This is a genomic window from Flavobacterium sp. CSZ, assembly GCF_015350725.1.
Taxonomy (GTDB): Bacteria; Bacteroidota; Bacteroidia; order Flavobacteriales; family Flavobacteriaceae; genus Flavobacterium.
Genome location: NZ_JADKPQ010000004.1, coordinates 25,400 through 43,567, shown reverse-complemented (window position 1 = coordinate 43,567; position 18,168 = coordinate 25,400). Strand labels below are relative to the sequence as shown.

At 36.6% G+C, this 18,168-nt stretch carries 12 protein-coding genes; 2 read left to right on the top strand and 10 right to left on the bottom strand.

What is annotated here, in order from left to right; all coding sequences use genetic code 11:
* Positions 1–57: 57 nt before the first annotated feature.
* The gene (locus IRZ78_RS05805; RefSeq protein ID WP_194615625.1) at positions 58–1,467 is read left to right on the top strand and encodes an MFS transporter; all 1,410 of its coding nucleotides are present in this window, start codon (positions 58–60) and stop codon (positions 1,465–1,467) included.
* 62 nt (positions 1,468–1,529) lie between these two features.
* Here IRZ78_RS05805 and IRZ78_RS05800 read toward each other — a convergent pair whose 3' ends face one another.
* The 4 genes from IRZ78_RS05800 to IRZ78_RS05785 form a co-directional block, all read right to left on the bottom strand.
* Complete coding sequence (locus tag IRZ78_RS05800; protein WP_194615624.1) at positions 1,530–2,915, bottom strand: efflux transporter outer membrane subunit; 1,386 nt, start codon at positions 2,913–2,915, stop codon at positions 1,530–1,532.
* A 277-nt stretch (positions 2,916–3,192) separates the two neighbouring features.
* Positions 3,193–6,342 (bottom strand): efflux RND transporter permease subunit, encoded by a 3,150-nt coding sequence (locus IRZ78_RS05795; protein WP_194615623.1) that lies wholly within the window; start codon positions 6,340–6,342, stop codon positions 3,193–3,195.
* Positions 6,343–6,348: 6 nt separating this feature from the next.
* The gene (locus IRZ78_RS05790) at positions 6,349–7,470 is read right to left on the bottom strand and encodes an efflux RND transporter periplasmic adaptor subunit (protein WP_194615622.1); all 1,122 of its coding nucleotides are present in this window, start codon (positions 7,468–7,470) and stop codon (positions 6,349–6,351) included.
* Positions 7,470–7,967 carry a DUF2480 family protein gene (locus tag IRZ78_RS05785; RefSeq protein WP_194615621.1) on the bottom strand — a complete coding sequence of 166 codons (498 nt, stop codon included), beginning with the start codon at positions 7,965–7,967 and terminating at the stop codon, positions 7,470–7,472. Before IRZ78_RS05785 ends, IRZ78_RS05790 begins: the two co-directional genes overlap by 1 nt.
* A 420-nt stretch (positions 7,968–8,387) precedes the next feature.
* On the opposite strand from IRZ78_RS05785, the gene IRZ78_RS05780 reads away from it, so the two are divergent.
* Complete coding sequence (locus IRZ78_RS05780; protein ID WP_194615620.1) at positions 8,388–8,999, top strand: metalloregulator ArsR/SmtB family transcription factor; 612 nt, start codon at positions 8,388–8,390, stop codon at positions 8,997–8,999.
* A gap of 110 nt (positions 9,000–9,109) precedes the next feature.
* Here the strand turns inward: IRZ78_RS05780 and IRZ78_RS05775 are convergent, their stop codons facing one another.
* From IRZ78_RS05775 to IRZ78_RS05750, 6 genes are all read right to left on the bottom strand, one after another.
* Positions 9,110–10,528 (bottom strand): TolC family protein, encoded by a 1,419-nt coding sequence (locus tag IRZ78_RS05775; RefSeq protein ID WP_194615619.1) that lies wholly within the window; start codon positions 10,526–10,528, stop codon positions 9,110–9,112.
* On the bottom strand, positions 10,509–11,864 hold the full coding sequence (locus IRZ78_RS05770) for a biotin/lipoyl-binding protein (RefSeq protein ID WP_194615618.1): 1,356 nt from the start codon (positions 11,862–11,864) through the stop codon (positions 10,509–10,511). Before IRZ78_RS05770 ends, IRZ78_RS05775 begins: the two co-directional genes overlap by 20 nt.
* Positions 11,865–11,866: 2 nt before the next feature.
* On the bottom strand, positions 11,867–13,522 hold the full coding sequence (locus IRZ78_RS05765; protein WP_194615617.1) for an ABC transporter ATP-binding protein: 1,656 nt from the start codon (positions 13,520–13,522) through the stop codon (positions 11,867–11,869).
* A 107-nt stretch (positions 13,523–13,629) separates the two neighbouring features.
* On the bottom strand, positions 13,630–14,034 hold the full coding sequence (locus IRZ78_RS05760; RefSeq protein ID WP_194615616.1) for a hypothetical protein: 405 nt from the start codon (positions 14,032–14,034) through the stop codon (positions 13,630–13,632).
* A gap of 322 nt (positions 14,035–14,356) precedes the next feature.
* Positions 14,357–16,180: an alkaline phosphatase gene (locus tag IRZ78_RS05755; RefSeq protein ID WP_194615615.1), complete on the bottom strand. Its 1,824-nt coding sequence runs from the start codon at positions 16,178–16,180 to the stop codon at positions 14,357–14,359.
* 450 nt (positions 16,181–16,630) lie between these two features.
* On the bottom strand, positions 16,631–18,166 hold the full coding sequence (locus IRZ78_RS05750; RefSeq protein WP_194615614.1) for a RagB/SusD family nutrient uptake outer membrane protein: 1,536 nt from the start codon (positions 18,164–18,166) through the stop codon (positions 16,631–16,633).
* Between the last annotated feature and the right edge of the window lie 2 nt (positions 18,167–18,168).

The window sequence follows — 18,168 nt, the reverse complement described above, 5'->3', positions numbered from 1 at the left end:
TAGAAACATGGATTTTATGTGTAGAAAAGGATACAAAAAAGAAAAAGTTTTAAAAATATGAACGCAAACCCTGCTGAACTAAACATTGAAACCACCAAAAAAGTATTACCCATTATTTTGGCGACTTCGATCTTTATGCAAATGCTCGATTCAACTATTTTAAATACGTCGATAACAGCTATCGCAAAAGATCTGCACGAATCGCCGCTTGATATGCAAAATGCCATCATTAGTTATGTATTAACTCTTGCGCTTTTTATGCCGGTTAGCGGCTTTTTATCGGATAAATTTGGAACAAGGAAAGTATTTATTTTTGCTTTATTGCTATTCAGTATCGGGTCTTTGTTTTGTTCGCTTTCGCAGAATTTAAGCCATTTGATTTTTTCGCGTGTTATTCAGGGAATTGGAGGAAGTTTAATGACACCCGTAGGTAAATTGGCCCTCATTAGAACATTTCCTAAAAAAGAATTATTAAAAGCAATGAATTTTGCCATTATCCCTGCCTTGATAGGTCCTGTATTAGGTCCTTTGGTTGGTGGTTATATGGTCGATTATTTATCCTGGCACTGGATTTTCCTGATCAACATTCCGTTTGGGATTATTGGTATTCTGTTAAGCCTAAAGTATATGCCTGACTATAAATCTCCCATTATCGATTTTGACTTAAAAGGTTTCCTGATTTTTGCTGCGGCTTCCCTCCTTTTGTCTATTTCTTTAGAATTATTTGGCAATACCGTTCGCCTAACACCGGTTTTATTGGTATTAATGTCCGGATTTTTAATGTTGTATTGGTATTATAGACATGCCGTGACAGACAACAATCCTCTTTTTCCTTTAAATTTATTTCAGGTAAGAACTTTTCGCGTAGGGATAGTAGGTAATCTGGCAACGCGTCTGGGTTTTAGTTCGATTCCGTTGCTGTTGCCTATGATGATTCAGATTGCTTACGGACAATCGGCAGTAACTTCAGGATGGATTGTGGCGCCCATGGCTCTTACTGCGATGTTTGGAAAATCGGCTGTAATTAAAATTTTAAATACTTACGGTTATAGAAAAACCTTAATGGTGAATACTTTTATTATTGGAGTATTAATCTGTGCATTGGCCATTCCGTCCATTCATACTTCTTTTTATTGGTATGTCCCTATTATTGCGGTATTGGGTTTCTTTAACTCGATACAATTTACCTCGATGAATTCTATTTCTATTGCCGATTTAAGGGTATATCATACCAGTAGCGGCAATTCGTTAGTTTCTGTCAATCAGCAACTGGCTATTGGTTTCGGAATTGCTTTTGGACTTTTGGTACTTAAAGTTTTTCAGGGGGACACAAAGCTCATTCATAACGAAATTCACAATGCTTTTCGATATACATTTCTTGTCGTAGGTTTTTTGACTATTCTTTCCGGATTAGTTTTTAGAAGACTTCATGGTAAAGATGGCGACAATTTAAAATCGGCTAATTAATAAAAAATTAAAGCCCAATCGCAACAGATTGGGCTTTATTATTTCCTGAAATTTTAAACTTTTTAGTTCCAGCCTCCGCCAAGCGCGCGGTATAAATTGACAACAGCATGCAGCTTTTGACTTTGATCTTCAATTCCTCTTAATTGTGCATTTAATAGGTTTTGTTCAGCCGTCAATACATCTGTATAATTGGTTGTCGAATTGTTCAGTAATTCTTTATTGAACTCAACTGCTTTCAATAAAGCTTCTAATTGTTTTTTCCTTTTTTCTTCTTTTAAAGCGGCGTTATCGTATTTTGACAAGGCATTCGAAACTTCCTCACTTGCTTTTAGCATCGAAAATTCAAAATTATAAAGCGCTTCTTTTTGTAAAGATAGTGCAGTTGCTAATCTTCCTTTGTTGATTCCTTTATTGAAGATGGGCTGCGTAAGTCCTCCGGCGATATTAGCAAAAAGTCCTCCGTTTGTAAACCAGTCTTTTAGTCCGAAACTCGAAAAACCAGCCGCTCCGCTAATCGTTAAGGCAGGATAAAAATAAGCTCTTGCCACATTGCTTTCTTCAAATGCCGCTCTAAAATTATATTCGGCTTGTTGCACATCCGGACGATTGGAAAGAAGCTGCATCGGAACTCCAATTTTAAGATCGTAGGTAAGTTTTTGCTTTTCGAGAGCACTACGTTCGATTTTAGTTGGTGATTTTGCCAGAAGCACACATAAAGTATGTTCGGTTTCGGTTATTTTTTGTTCGATATCCGGAATGGCTAATTCTGCTTCATAAAAGTTGGCTTCGCTCTGAACAACGGCAACTCCATTAATAATCGAATTTTCGAAAAGCACTTTGATCGTCTCAGCATCGGTTTCTCTGTTTTTGGCTGTCTTTTTAAGCACTTTTAATTGCTCATCCAAAATTAATAACTCATAATACAAATTGGCAATATTGGCGATCAATTGAGTTTGAACAGCGCGTTTGGCAGCATCTGTAGCCAAGAAATTTGCTAATGCACTTTTCTTAGCACTTTTTAATTTACCCCAAACATCAATTTCCCATCCGGCAGTAATTCCCAAATCGTATTGTGTCGACTGATCGAAAAGTCCAAACCCTTGCGGGAAAGCCAATCTGGATTCTTTAACCGATAAATTCCCATTTACCGAAGGCAGAAAAGTGGCTTTACTCAACTTAACATTCACCGCCGATTGATTGATACGTTCTACTGCAATCTTTAAATCCAGATTTGCCGCCAATCCATCCGAAATAAGTTGTTGTAAAGCAGGATCTGTAAATAATTCCGACCATTTCATAGTGGCTATAGTTGTTGTATCGATGCTTTCTTTTTCTCGATACATTACTGATGTTTCGGGTTTAGCATAGGGCTTCGTGATCTTGCACGAACTCCATATACTGGCAATAATCAGTATAATGATGATTAATTTATGATTGTATTTGTTCATTTTAGTATGTTTTTAATATAAGAGTGATATAATCTCGCAAAGTCGCAGAGTCGCTAAGTTTTTTTCTTTTCTAAGTTTTTAAACTTGACGTCTTAGCGACTTTGCGAGAGAATCAAATTTTTAAAATCTTTTAATGTGTGGCAAAAAAAAATTAACCACAAAGTTCACAAAGGTTTACGCAAAGTCCGCTAAGGTGAAATCCTTTTAATCTGTAGCAAAAAAATAACCGCAAGCTATTCCCTCTGAACCTTTGTAGCTCTGAACCTTTGAACCTCTACTAATCAATTATTCTCGGTTCATGAGACGGTTCTTTTACTCCACCCACTTTTTCCTGCAACGACTGGAAAATGATAAACAGAACCGGAATAACAAAAACCCCGAATAAAGTACCAATCAACATTCCTCCAACGGCAGCTGTACCAATCGATCTATTGCTTAATGCTCCTGCTCCAGTGGCAATCATCAACGGAATCAATCCGAAGATAAAAGCGAAAGAGGTCATTAAAATTGGACGTAATCTGGCTTTCGCACCAAATAAAGCCGACTGAACTAAACTTCTTCCGCTCAGGCGGTGCAACAGGGCGAACTCTACAATAAGAATCGCATTTTTTGCCAAAAGACCAATCAGCATAATCAAACTGATCTGAAGGAAAATATTATTATCAACCCCAAACAAATTCGCAAATATAAAAGCACCCGCAAGGCCTATTGGTAAGGATAACAACACCGAGAATGGCAGGATATAACTTTTGTATTGTGCGCTCAATAAGAAGTAAATAAAGATTAAACAAAGTCCAAAGATTAAGGTGGTCTGGCTTCCGCTTGAAAGTTCTTCTTTGGTTAAACCTGAAAATTCATACGTATAACCTCGGTCTAATGTTTGTGCTGCCACTTCTTCGATTGCTTTTATGGCATCTCCTGAACTGTATCCTGCATTTGGCGATCCTGTAACCGTAGTTGAGGTAAATAAATTAAAACGGTTTATAAATTCCGGACCATACGTTTTTTTCAAGGTTACAAATTCTGAAATTGGCGCCATTGCACCTTTATCTGTTCGAACAAAAACTTTATTAATATCACTTTCTTTGGCTCTGTAATCCGCATGCGATTGCAGCATCACTCTGTATTGTTTTCCGAATTTATTAATGTCCGAGGCGTAGATTCCTCCAAAATATCCCTGAAGCGTATTCAGCACGGTTTTTACGCTAACGCCGGCATCTTTACATTTTGCTACATTTACATTCACTTCCATTTCAGGAAAGCCAATATTAAACGTACTGGTTGCATACATAATCTCTGGCCGCTGATTGATGGCCAACATAAACTTGCCGATATTCTTATCAAAATTCTGATAACTTCCTCCGGTTCGATCCTGCAATTGCACTTCGAATCCGTTACTGTTTCCAAATCCCTGCAGAGTTGGTGCGGCAAAGAATATGATGCTTGCCCCTTTTATATGAGCTGTTTTGGCAAACAACTGACTTACCACCGAATTAACATCCTGAGTTTTCCCTTTTCTTTCGTTCCAGGGTTTCAGTCTAATAAACAATGCTCCGTAAGAACCTCCATTTCCATGAATTAAATCCATTCCTGACAATGTAGATGAAAGCTCTATCTCTGGAATACTTCTGGCAATACTATCTATTTCTTTTGTAATTTCTTCGGTGCGTTCCAGTGTCGAGGAGGCTGGCAAAACTACATTTCCGAAAATTGCTCCTCCGTCATCATTGGGCACAAAACCTGTAGGTGTTGTTTTGATTAAAGCATAAAATATCATCCCAAATACTGCTATAGCCAGTAAGGATATCCATTTTCTGCGAATCAGGAATCGAACCGCTCCAATATATTTATGGGTTAAAGCATCAAAAGCTACATTAAAACCAGCATAGAATTTTGGTAAAAACCCTTTATCGTGATATGATTTTTCAGGATCGTGTGGTTTTAATAAAATAGCACAAAGAGCAGGACTTAAAGTCAGGGCATTTACAGCCGAAATTAAGATGGCTACAGCCAATGTTAATCCGAATTGCTTGTAAAATACTCCTGCTGAACCTGTGATAAAAGTAACAGGAATAAAAACCGCCGACATAATTAAGGTAATGGATATAATTGCTCCGCTAATCTCGCTCATGGCATGAATAGTCGCTTTCTTGGCCGATTTTGCGCCCTGATCGAGTTTAGCGTGAACGGCCTCGACAACCACAATCGCATCATCGACGACAATACCAATGGCTAAAACCAAAGCAAAAAGGGTCAATAAATTGATCGTAAAACCAAATAACTTTAGGAAAAAAAAAGTACCAATAATCGAAACCGGAACTGCAATTGCCGGTATTAGTGTGGATCTAAAATCCTGTAAAAAGATAAATACCACAATAAAAACCAGAATAAAAGCTTCGATAATGGTATAAATTACCTTTTCGATAGATGCATCCAGAAAATCATTGGCATTTAAGAAGGTATGATATTCTATTCCCGGTGGAAAATCTTTGGATGCTTTTTTTAGGATATCCTCGCAGGCAATAATTAATTCCCTTGCATTCGATCCTGAAATCTGACTGATTGCTCCTCCTGAAGAAACTTTACCTTGGGTAATCAATGATGTAGTATAATCTAAAGCTCCAAATTCAATATCGGCCACATCTTTCAATCGCAATAAACTTCCTTGTTGACCGCTTCTTAATATAATGTTTTCAAACTCTACCGGATTTTCAAGTCGGCCTGTAAATTTTAAGGCATATTGAACCGATTCTTTACTATTTTCTCCAATTTTCCCCGGAGCAGCTTCGATGTTTTGTTCTTGCAATGCGGCAATAATATCATCCGGAACCAAACCTTGATTTGCCATTGCATCGGGTTTTAACCAAATACGCATCGAATATTCCTGATCGCTATAAATTTGGGTTCCTCCCACTCCTTCAACACGTTTCATTTCGGGAATAATATTGATTCTTAAATAATTATCAAGAAATTTTTCGTCATATTTCCCGTCTGTGCTGTATAACAAAAAACTAAAGGCAGTACTACTCAACTGTTTGCTGGTCGTAATACCTGCTTTAATAACTTCATTGGGCAATAAACTTGTCGCTTTCGTAACCCTGTTCTGAACATTTACGGCAGCCATATCAGGATTTGTTCCCTGTTTAAAAAATACGGTTATCGCTGCACTACCATTACTACTGGCAGTAGAGGTCATATAAGTCATATTCTCAACTCCGTTTATTTGTTCTTCCAGAGGTATAATTACACTTTTCATCACCACATTAGCGCTGGCTCCCTGATACGAAGCGTTTACCACCACTGTTGGCGGGGCAATTTCAGGATATTGTGATATGGGCAGAGAGGCTAATCCCAGCAATCCCAAAATCACTATGATGATCGATATTACGGTGGATAATACCGGATTTTCTATAAATTTTCTAAACATGATTTTTTATTTTTTTGAGGAAGAAATCGGTGCGATTTTTACTCCGTCTCTTAAATTTCCTATTCCTTCTGTAATGATGATATCTCCGGCTTTTACCCCTTCGGTTACTACATATTCTTTTTCGGTTGATTCGTTTCTTATTTTTATTTCGGTGTTATGCACTACATTTTGAGCATCTACTGTAAAGACAAAAAAGCGGCTCTGCAATTCGAATACTGCTTTTTTAGGAATCAAAATGGCCGCTGTAAACTGTGTTGGAATCACAATTGTAGCACTTGCTCCGCTCCAGAGTTTTCCTTGCGGATTTGGAAAAACGGCTTTAAAATTAGCTGATCCTGTCCCTGCATTTAAAACTCCGCTTAAAGTCTGGATTTTTCCTTTTGAGCAATAGGTTTCTCCATCGGCGGTAACCAGAGAAACTTCGGGCATATTCCTGAATTTATCCTTTAATTGATTGCCTGAAAATTGTCCCAAAAAAGAGTTTAACTGCTGTTGACTTAAAGAGAAATAAGCATAAATATTTTTGGTATTGGCAACCGTAGTCAAAGGATCCGGCGCAGAACTGCTGACCAAACTTCCTATTTTAAACGGTAAACTTCCCACAACTCCGTTAATTGGACTCACAATATTGGTGAACGCCAATTTAGATTTAGCCGAAGATAAATCAGCATTTGCCTGGCTTAATTCGGCTCTTTTTATGCGTTCTATATTTTTGGCTGAGGTTAATTCGTAGTTGTTTATAATTTTCTTTTCTGCTAAAGCCGATGTTCTTTTGGTTTGAATAACGGCTGTTTCCAGACTTGCTTCGGCGGCGAGAACTGCGGCTTTCTTGTTGTTTACTTCCTGCAAATAACTATTGGCATCGATTTTAAACAACGCTTCTCCTTTGGCTACAGCCGAACCTTCTTCTACATAAACCTGCTCTATATATCCGTCTACTTTTGAGCGTATTTCGACGGTTTGCTCCCCTTCTAAAGTGGTGGGATATTCTACCGAAACATCGGCTTTTTGAGCCTTTAGCGTAAGTGTTGGATATGATACCGGACTTTCTGTTTGCTCTGTTTTTTTAGTCTGGCATGAAACGATCAAAAGTGTTCCTATAAACAGGATTGCTGTTATTTTTTTCATTATTTTCTTTTATAAATCATTAAAGGAGAACCTGCTTCTCCCCACATTAGGGTTTTTACATATTTAATTAACTGGCTTGTGGCCAATACAAGGATTTCTTCGGGCAGAGATGAATTGGCTTTTAGTACTACTTTTTGATTGATAAAAGCCGAAAACTCTATTTTCCGTACTCTTTCAATCCATAAAAGATTGATGTGGTTTTCTGTTACAGAATACAAAACTATTGATCCATGAGGCGCTAGCAATGAACTAATTAATACATAAGCCCAAAGTGGAACAATGGCATCATTTGAACAAGTGATTACTACGTCTTTTCCTGTAAACTGCGTCCAGTTGATATTGGCCATTTCAGATCGAAAGGCTTTTTCCTGCAATAGAAAATCTTCTATTAGAAAAGGCACAATATCGAATACTATAAAATCATTTTCACTGGGTTTGTATGACCGTAAATCAAGGGTTTGTATGCCTGAAGCATCTATTTTATTTATTATTTCCATATCTGGATGATTAAAAAATTGAGATATTATTGCGTTTTAAATTTTTGAATTTGGCTGATTTTTAGACATAGATATCCCCTGCCCAATCTGAATACTATTTTTTTGATAGTAAGTTGAGTAAGTAAATCTTTAATTAAAGTATTTGAGATTTTTAAAATCTAGAGGATAGACTATTTAAAAGTTTTCATCAGCACATTCCAGTACGGAACGATATAAACAGGTAAAATAATCCTATCATATGAACTAAGGGGAGGTGATCGTAATTCTAGTACCATAATTTTACAGTTTGTATTAATAAATGCTGTAACTCACAAGTTGGATTGCTTTTAGGATAATAATATCTCGCAATGAGCTTTGATAAGTAAGACAAAATTAATAATTTTGCATAATAAAACAACTAAATACTTGTTTTATTAATTTATGACTACAAATAAGATTTTAATGTTGCTCAAAATGCGAGGTTCTCTTACGGCTCTTGAGATTGCTCATGAGCTTAAAATAACCAAGGAAGGTGTTCGGCAACAGTTAGTTAAACTTGTCGAAGAAGAACTTATTCATCCTCAGGAAGAATCTAAAGGTGTGGGCAGACCCCAAAAAATGTTTAGCCTTACAGCAAACGGAAATGCTAAATTCCCCGATACTCATGCTGAACTAACCTTAAAACTAATTAATATTATTAGTTCGATGGGCAAAAATACGCTCGATGAAGTTATTAATGTTTATGAAGAAGTCGGGAAAAAGAAGTATCACGAAGAAATTGATATTATCCCTAATCTGGAACAAAAAATAGAGAAACTTGTCGAAATAAGAACCCGAGAAGGTTATATGGCCGAATACGCTAAGAATGATGAAGGATATCTTTTGGTCGAAAACCACTGCCCTATTTGTGCAGCTGCTACTATTTGTCAGGGTTTTTGTTCGTCTGAATTAAATACTTTCAGGTCTGTATTAGGCAACGACGTTCTGATCAATCGTATTAGCCATATTATTGCCGGCGAAAGAAGATGTGCGTATCAAATTACCTTGAATTAATTTCGCTTTTAAATAGAAAAGACATTAAATAGAAAAAACCTGTAAAACATTAATTTTACAGGTTTTTTCAGTCAACGAATAAATATAATTAAACTCTAAAGTATTAAAAATCAATCTGGGTTTGCTAGTATTTTATACAACTCAGCATTCGAAATATAATACTGATTCTCGATACTAATTTGGGACAGTTTTGCACTTACCAGATTATTTTCTCTTGAATTGATAAGGAATATCGAGCTTTCGCCAAAGGAAAACAGTTTCTCCTCTGAGTTGAGCATGGTCACGTAATCTTTGACCAGATTATCTATAACATTTTTTTGTCTTTTTAACGAAGCAATTTCTGTTTGCTGTGCTTTGATTTTATTCTTTAATTCGAGTCTTTGCTGATCGATATCAAACTTTAAATCCTGAATTTTAAGTTTGGCGAGTTTTAGACCTCCTCTTTCTTTTCGCAGAAAAATCGGGATACTAAAGTCGATATTAAACTTATAATCATCGGCATTAAAAGAATTAAAATAAGAGGGTTCAGAAATATAATTGTACCCCACATTTAGTTTTGGCAATAATGAATTTGCTTTGAGTTGTCTGTTGATTTCCAGCATCGACATTTTAGTTTCCAGAGCCTGAATTTTAGGATGCGCTTCAAATGTTTCTGAATTGACCATCATCGCTGAGGTTTTCAATGTTTCCTCGAGTGTCTGAATTAAATTCTGCTCTGGTTTTACATTCTCTTCTAACTCCACCGGAACATTTTCGATCCATAAATAATTAGACAGATTCAGTTTGGCTTTGGCCAGTTTCAGGTTCCCGTTTTCTACATTCAGTTCCCTGTTTCTGACTGTAATTCCAGCTTCGACACTGTCTATAGCAGGAGAATCTCCAAGTTCAATCAGTTTTTTTACGCCATTAAAACGAGTACTGGCAAAACCCAGATAACTTTTATAAAGTTCGGCCTCATTATAACTTTTTCTCCATTCAAAATACGCTTCACTGGCTTTATATAAAACCTCGATTGCCCGCAGTTTTCTTTGTGCGTCGCTTAATTTTAATTGCAATTTTCCTTCGCGAACATCGGCCATTCTTTGGTTGATAAACATTCCCTGACCCAAAGCTACGCTAATTCCTAATGAGGTTAATCCGGCTTCGGGCGTACGGTTTTGTGGATTGTAATATTGCCCGTCTGTATCATCAAAACCGGCTTTGATTTCGACACCGTACCAGGTTGGGATTTTGAAACTACTGTTTAATAACGAATAATATTCGGTTCCTTTAAATTCTTTTTTATTGTAATCTACTTCAATTTTTGGATCAAATCCGCCGCGCGCCACCATAAGCATGGCCTGAGCGCTGCTCACTTCAAGGTTGGCTTGTTTTACCAGCGGATGGTATTTTTTTACATATCCTAAAAACTCGCTATAACTTAATTCTTCTTTGTTAAAATCCTGACCGTAACCGGTAACAATGCCCAATAAGAATAAAAAAGAAAACAATTTTATAGCAGTTCTCCTCTTATTTTTTGTCCTTTCCATTTGCTGCTTTTTCATCTGACTTATAATAATTTGGCGGAAAACCATTCAGGTTACGCCATATTTCGTACCATACCGAAACGGTTTCTAACAATGCTATACTTTGTGCACCGGCGCCAATACTAAGTTCTTTAGGCCATTTCTCTTCTTTATTTCCATCGGGAGCAATTAGTACCCGGTACTTTCCATTGGCGCTTATAAAGTTTTCGATAGCCACAATTTTACCTCCAAAGGTTCCGTAAGACAATCCCGGCCATCCTGAAAATACAATTCTTGGCCAACCGTCAAACCAAACACGTACTTCGGCACCACGATGTACCAGCGGAAGATCGATAGGATCTACATACGTTTCTACTGCGATATCATAACTTGCAGGCATTATACTTACAATTGGTGTTCCTTCTTTTATGGTTTCTCCAAGACCGGTTAGTAAAGCACGGTTTACATATCCGCTTTGAGGAGCCGTGATATAATACATTCCGTTTCTGATGCTATAATTTGCATATTGATTCTCCAGCTTATTTACCTGAGCTTCTGTATCATATTGTGTACTTAAAGCGGTAAACTTATCACTTCTTGATTTTGATATTTTTTCAGCATATTCAGCCTTAATTCTATTAATCTCCACTTGAGCATTTATAAACTCATTTTTACTGCTTAGCAATTTATTTTGCTGCGTGATAATATAAGCTTCAGATTCCTGTAGTTTTAGTCGTTTTTGCTCTACATCAGTCATTGGTTTTAAACCTTCTTTATTAAGGGCAGTAGAACGATTAAACTGTGTTTGAGCAATTCTTAACTGTGTTTTTACCGCTTCAAGATCCATGCTGTCACTTTTTATTTTCAGCAGTGACTGTTTTATTTTATTCTCTGCCTGTTGCAGTTTTAGTTCTCTTTCGGTATTAAGCGATTTTGCCTGATCGTTAAGCGAAGTCACTTTATCACCATACGATTCTACCGCCATTTTTTTAGCATCGACCTGCTCTTTGGTATTTCCCACTAAATTTGGATCCAGGTAATCTTCTTTGGTTTCTGAAATAAAAAGAATCGTATCTCCTTTTTTGACATAATCGCCTTCTTTTACAAACCATTTCTCTACTCTACCGGCAATGGCATTATGAACAGTTTGTGGTCTTTGATCCGGTTTTAATGTGGTTACGGATCCGCTTCCTGAAATGTTTTGTGTCCAGGGAAGGAACAAACACGCCAGTCCGAACAATAAAAATCCTATGATGACTCTGTTTAAAATTTTATAATGGGGCCTGCGGGCAACGCTGGTTATCGAAGCGTATTTTCCCGGAGTAATAAGTACGTTATTATCTTTAGATAAATTGAGCATGATTAAAGCTTTATGTCGTTAATAATTTTTCCATCATCAATCGTAATCATACGGTCGCATTTATTCTTCCAAATATCATTTTTAGAAGTTAAAATTACCGTCCAGTTATTTTCTTCAGAAAGTAAAAAATCAACTATTTTACCCGAAGTCAACTCGTCCATTTTATCAACAGGATCTTCCAGGAACAATATATTCGGTTTGTTTACAATGCTTCGTGCCAAAAGAATTTTTTGAACATCTGAAGCCGAAAGTTCGCGCCCGCCCGGATGAATTTGATTTTCGAGTCCGTTAGGAAAAGTTTTAATATATGGTGTAAGGCAGACATTGTCTAAAGCCCATTTTAGCTCATCATTATCAATGGTTTCGTTACCAAAAAGAATATTCTCCCTAATGGTTCCGGCAAAAAGTGTATCGCCCTGCAAAAATGTACCTGCCTGCGCTCTGTAGGTGTTTTCATCCAGACGGTTCATATAATTGTCCGTGATGTACATCGCACCGCTTTCGGGTTCTAGTAAACCTGAAAGTAAGCGTAATAAAGTACTTTTTCCGGCTCCGTTTGGTCCTCTTAAAATAATTTTTTCTCCCTGAGATATTTTCAGGTTGATGTTTTTAAGCGATTTTTTGTTATGATCGGGATAGTTGTAAGCAACACTTTCTGTTTCGATATTGATGCCGGTATCGCTTACCGCTGAGGTTTGCGGAATACCCGAAATCTCCATATCGGTCACCTGACCAATTTTTTCAACAGAAGTCAATACATCATAAAATGATTCTAACCCAAAGATGATTTTTTCGACAGAATTGATCAGCAATACAATCACGATTTCAGCTGCCACAAACTGCCCAATATTCATTTGATGGTGAATTACCAGAAAACCACCAATCGACAAAAGGGCAGCCGTAACAATAACTTTAAAAATAGTCAGCTGAATGTATTGTTTTTTCATGACCTGAAAATGCTTCTCGCGATAATTGATATATTCGCTCACATAACCGTCGTTTCGGTTTAATGCATATTCGAAACCGCCTTTTCTTCGAAAACTTTCACGATTGCGCGCAATTTCCTGAATCCAGGCTGCTACTTTATATTTAAACTTAGATTCATTGAGACTTGTTTCTAAACCATCTTTGTACGAAAACTTAAAAATGATATAAAGAATAACAATAAACAAAAGCCCAATTACGGTAAAAAAGGAATGGTACAAAACCAATAATATAATACCAAAACCTACCTGCAGAAAGGCGGCACAAAAATCCAGTAAAAGTTTTGCAGTTCCTTTTTGAACCATCAGGGTATCAAAAAAACGATTGGCTTTTTCGGGTGCATATTCAGAATACATCTCTTTAAATTTAATTAATGGCATTCTGTAAGCAAATTCAAATGAAGATCGGACAAAAATTCGCTGCTGGAGGTTTTCTACGATTCGGAGTTGTAATATGATCAGAACCCCGCCAAAACCAACTCCAACGGTGACCAAAAATACAAGTACTACCCAGGAAACACTGAGCTGCCCGCTCTGAATAAAATTAATAATAGCCTGAATTCCTAAAGGCAGTGAAAGATTTACAAGACCGGCAAAAGCGGCGTAAAATATAATTTGATATACGTCGCGCTTATCAAGTGCGAGTAAATTATAAAAACGTTTTAATGGTGTCATGAATTTATATATAAATACAAGATTAATAGATAGACATTAACATACGGTAAATACCATATTAAGGTTGGTAGATTTTCATTTAAATCTACAAAAAAAAAGTGAAATATTTATACAATCATCTCAGGTGGAGGCAAATAAATCTTGCCATGAAATGCAAATAAAAAAAGTGGATTGTCTATGTAGTTTTTTCTCTTAGATCCGTTTTTGAAATATAAACCCGCTATAGCTGCATTGTGAGGAACCAGATAATCTAATAAAACAATGCCTTTTGCAAGCTTGGTGGTTTTAGCATCTTTGGTTTCATAATCATCCAGTTCTTCAGCAATTCCGTCGCATTTGAATATTTTTTTCAGGAAATTGCAGGTCATTCCCTTTACGGAATTTACCTCAGCATTATCATTTATAATTTGGCTGAAACTGTTAGACAAATTGATACTGCTCATTAAAAAATAGCCGATCAGCAACGCCTGAAGGCATTTGCATAAAAAACTATTTTTGATTTTATTCAACATTTCTAAAAGTTATATTATTTGCAGCAATCACATTAAAAAAGGGCTATTTCAAATCAATTATTATCTTCAGAAAATAGCCCTGTTTAAAGTTATTTTTTCTCAAAAAAAGTACAAGGGCGCAATTTAAATCTAAATTTTCGCTGCTACATTAGAATAACATTAGAATTTCAGACCTCACACATAAACCATTGACTTAGAAACATTTAAAAAAACAATCACTTTATTTATTCCTTTACTTTTTTTGAAGATTCATTTATTTATAAAAAAAAAGAGACAGTTTTATTACAAACTGTCTCTTGAAATTTTTAAAACAAAACCAACGCTATTTTTTAGATAAAACCTCCATAATCTTAGTATAAATTTCGGTGTTTTGATACACGCCCATAAAATTCTCTGCACCCGGACCATAAGCAAAAAGCGGAACCGGAACTGCGGTATGATCGTTTGTACTAAAACTTCCGTGTACATATCCTTTTTCTATACTTCCGTCGATTAACGAAAGTCCGCCAGTTTCGTGATCTGCCGTAACGATTAATAAAGTTTCTGGATTTTTATCTACAAATTCCATTGCCTGTCCTACTACTTTATCAAAGTCAAGCATCTCGCGAACTACATATTCTACGTTATTCTGATGTCCGCCATAATCGATTTGTGCGCCTTCAGCCATGATAAAAAACGGATTTTTTGTTTTGGCAAAAGTTGAGGTTGCTTTGGCTAAAGATTTAGATAAAAAATCCCCTCTTCCGTTTTTCATAGACACTACCGAAGCGTCATCCAAAACAATAAATTTGAAGTTTTTGATGGTATCCAAAGAGCTGAATTTATCCGAATAAGTGTAGCCTTTTTGTATCAATAGCTTCGAAAGATCTTTACCATCTTTTCTTGATGTAAATTCTTTTGGCCCTCCTCCTATCAAAATATCGGACGGATTTGCTAAAAAATCTTCGGCGATTGGCTGGCTGTAACTTCTCTCTGGCTGATGTGCGTAAAAACACGCCGGAGTAGCATCGGTAATATTTCCGGCGGAGATAATGGCCGTTTTATAATTTTTCTTGGCCAATTGCTGGGTGATTAATTCCAATGGTTTTCCGTTTTCATCTACGCTTATAAAACGATTATTGGTTTTATGTCCCGTTGCCATTGCAGTTGCTCCCGCAGCCGAATCGGTAATATAACTGTCTGAAGATTTGGTGATCGAAAATCCCTGAGTTGGAATATTAAACAAACTCAATTGCCCTTTATTTGCTGTGTAGCCTGAATAAATCTGCGTTAACCCCATTCCGTCACCAATTAAAAGAATGACATTTTTGGGTTTCTTTTTGGCTAAAGCCGAAGCATTTTTAGGAACATACGCCTGATGAAATTCGGTATTTTGATAAAATGTAGATTTGATATTGTTGATGAAATGCGTCAGTTCCGGAACATTATCGGTACCAATAAAATCAACTTTCAAATTCATCAGCGTCATCCAGGTATTTACATTATCCTGAGTGGCCCAAAAACGAACTTTTTTATTTTGATCGTGTACTTTTTTAATGATGGCTTGTACTTTTTCAGCATCAGCCTGAGTCATGACACCTTTCCCATTCCAGCTGGTGATTTCTTTTAGATCCTCGCTGATCATTTCAACACGGGATAATTGTTCGGGAGAATAATTCTCGTTCAGTCTTCCGTCAAAATAAATAAAATCAGGATAGTCTTTCCAGGTTGTTGGCGAAGGTCGGTTTCCTGAAATTACGACTTTTAGATTTTTGTTCGAAATTAAATCAGGATAGGTTTTAATTTGTTGGGCAATTAATTTTAAAGATGCGTCGGCTTCTGTTTTGATATCGATCATTAAAATCAATGGTTTATTACTTGGATATGCTTTTGCGCCCAGAATTTTTAATTTATTAGAAAGCGGATCCAGATATTGATTTTTAATGGTATTCTGTGGTGTAATTTCTTTTGAGGTATGCGCCACAAAAAGTTCATTATTTACAAGAAAAACATCGGCTTCGATAACACCGGTTTCATTAGAATAAGCTTCGTAAAAAGGAAGTTTACTCGCATAATCATTATGCGAATGAATGTTGGATGAACTGTATTCCTGCCCTTGTGCAAACACAAAGAATTGGAGGCAAAAAAGGGTGATTAATTTTTTCATTGGAAAAATGGGGTTTGTTTATTTTTTTAAAGTTTTTGGAGATTTTTAAGTTGTTAAGGTTCATTTAAGTCCGCAATGAGAATTGCCAATCTTTGTGAGTTTTAATCTCGCAAAGCCGCAGGAGTCGCAAAGTTTTTTCTCATTGTATGTTGTTTAATTTTTAAAGCTCCATTGGAGCGATATATATGTCACCCTGATGGGGTTCAAATTCTTTTTATCGATTAAATTTCTATAAATATGAGGTCCTGCTGGGACTTTTTTTTATTAATAACTTACAATTAAAATCATTTTTAATCCTTTAATCTGTGGCAAAAAATCAAACAAACCAGCATTTTTCTAAAAAAAAAGACTGGCTTGTTTTTATATCTAAAAATTCATTTATTTTTTCTTACGACTGCAAGCTCCGACAAGCTTGCAGCGTAGAAAAAACAAACAAACTGAAACTACAAATTACCAGCCTTTATTTTGCGTAAGTGCTCCTTTGCTTACTGCGATTTCATCTGGTGGTATTGGCCAAACATGGTGAATGGCAGGGTTGAAATTACGGGCCGGATAAATCACGGTTCCGTTATAATGGTGTAAAGGTTTTGCGTATGTTGACTGAGCATCGCCCCAACGCACAAGATCGAAATGACGGTCTGTCCATTCTCCGGCCAATTCGCAACGTCTTTCTCTTTTTAGGTCTGCTAATGTTGCTCCGACAAGATCGCCAAGACCTGCACGGTGACGGATCATATTGATTTCGGTATCGGCGTTTAGACCTTTCATTAATTTGGCTTCGGCCAACATTAAAATCACATCGGCATAACGCAAAAGCGGCACGTTTAAAGCAGTCGAAGGCTTGTCTCCATTGGCATTTACATAACGAATGTCGATTCCGCCAGAAGTTGTTTTTGGGTAACCAAATGGCTCCATATATTTATTGAACTGATATCCGGTTCTGTTACTGGAACTTACTATATATTTTCCTTCATTAAAAGTTACTAGTTCACCAAAATACAGGAACTTATCTCCCTTTTGCAAAATAGTCGCGCTGCGTCTTTTATCTGTTGGATCATAAGTATCAAACAATTCTTTGGTAGGATAAAAATTTCCCCAACCATTGTAAACTCCCCAACCTTTATCCTCCAGACAAACTCCAGGAAAAATAGAACCCAAAGAAGTATTTTCGGCACTTGAAGTTACAGACCAAATATATTCTGAAGACCAGTTGTTTTTAATTTTAAATACATCTTCAAAATTATCCAACAGCTTGTGTTTTCCGCTGGCAACAATCATATTGGCATACTTAATGGCATTGTCCCAGTCTTTGGCATACAAATACGTACGAACCAAATATCCCCAGGCTGCTGTTTTATGAGCACGCCCGTAATTGTCTGGAGTTAGTTCATTAAAATAAGGTAATAACTCAGCTGCTTTTACTAAATCTGCTGCGATATAGGCATAGTTTTCAGCTACATTTTTAGCTCTTGGCACATACACATTGGTAGGATTTTCACGATCCTGAATTGGGATTCCAGCGCGATCGTCACCATAATGGTACGCCAATTCTAAATGCATCACGGCGTGGTTAAAATAAGCTTCGCCCAACATGGTGTTTTTAGTTTTTTCATCTAGATTTATCTTCGGAATGTTACGAATCACATCGTTGCAGCGTTTCATGATTTCGTAGTGAATTCTCCAGATATCTTTGGTATCAGATTCTGCACCATCAACAATAAAATTCTTGATACGTTCTGCGTTTTGTCTTGGTTTTGTTCCAATATCATCACTTGCATTGTTCAGCCAGAAAAATCCGCGACCGTACATATTATCATCAGAATATAAAGCATAAATCGCGTTTACTCCTGCTTTTGCATCTGCAGGGGTTTTCCAGAAATTTCCGCTTGAAGGTGCTCCTTGCGGAACCAAATCAAGTTCGCTTTCGCAAGCTGTCGCGCCTAGTAAAAGCAAAAAACTCAATACTAAAAGACTTAAATTTTTCATTT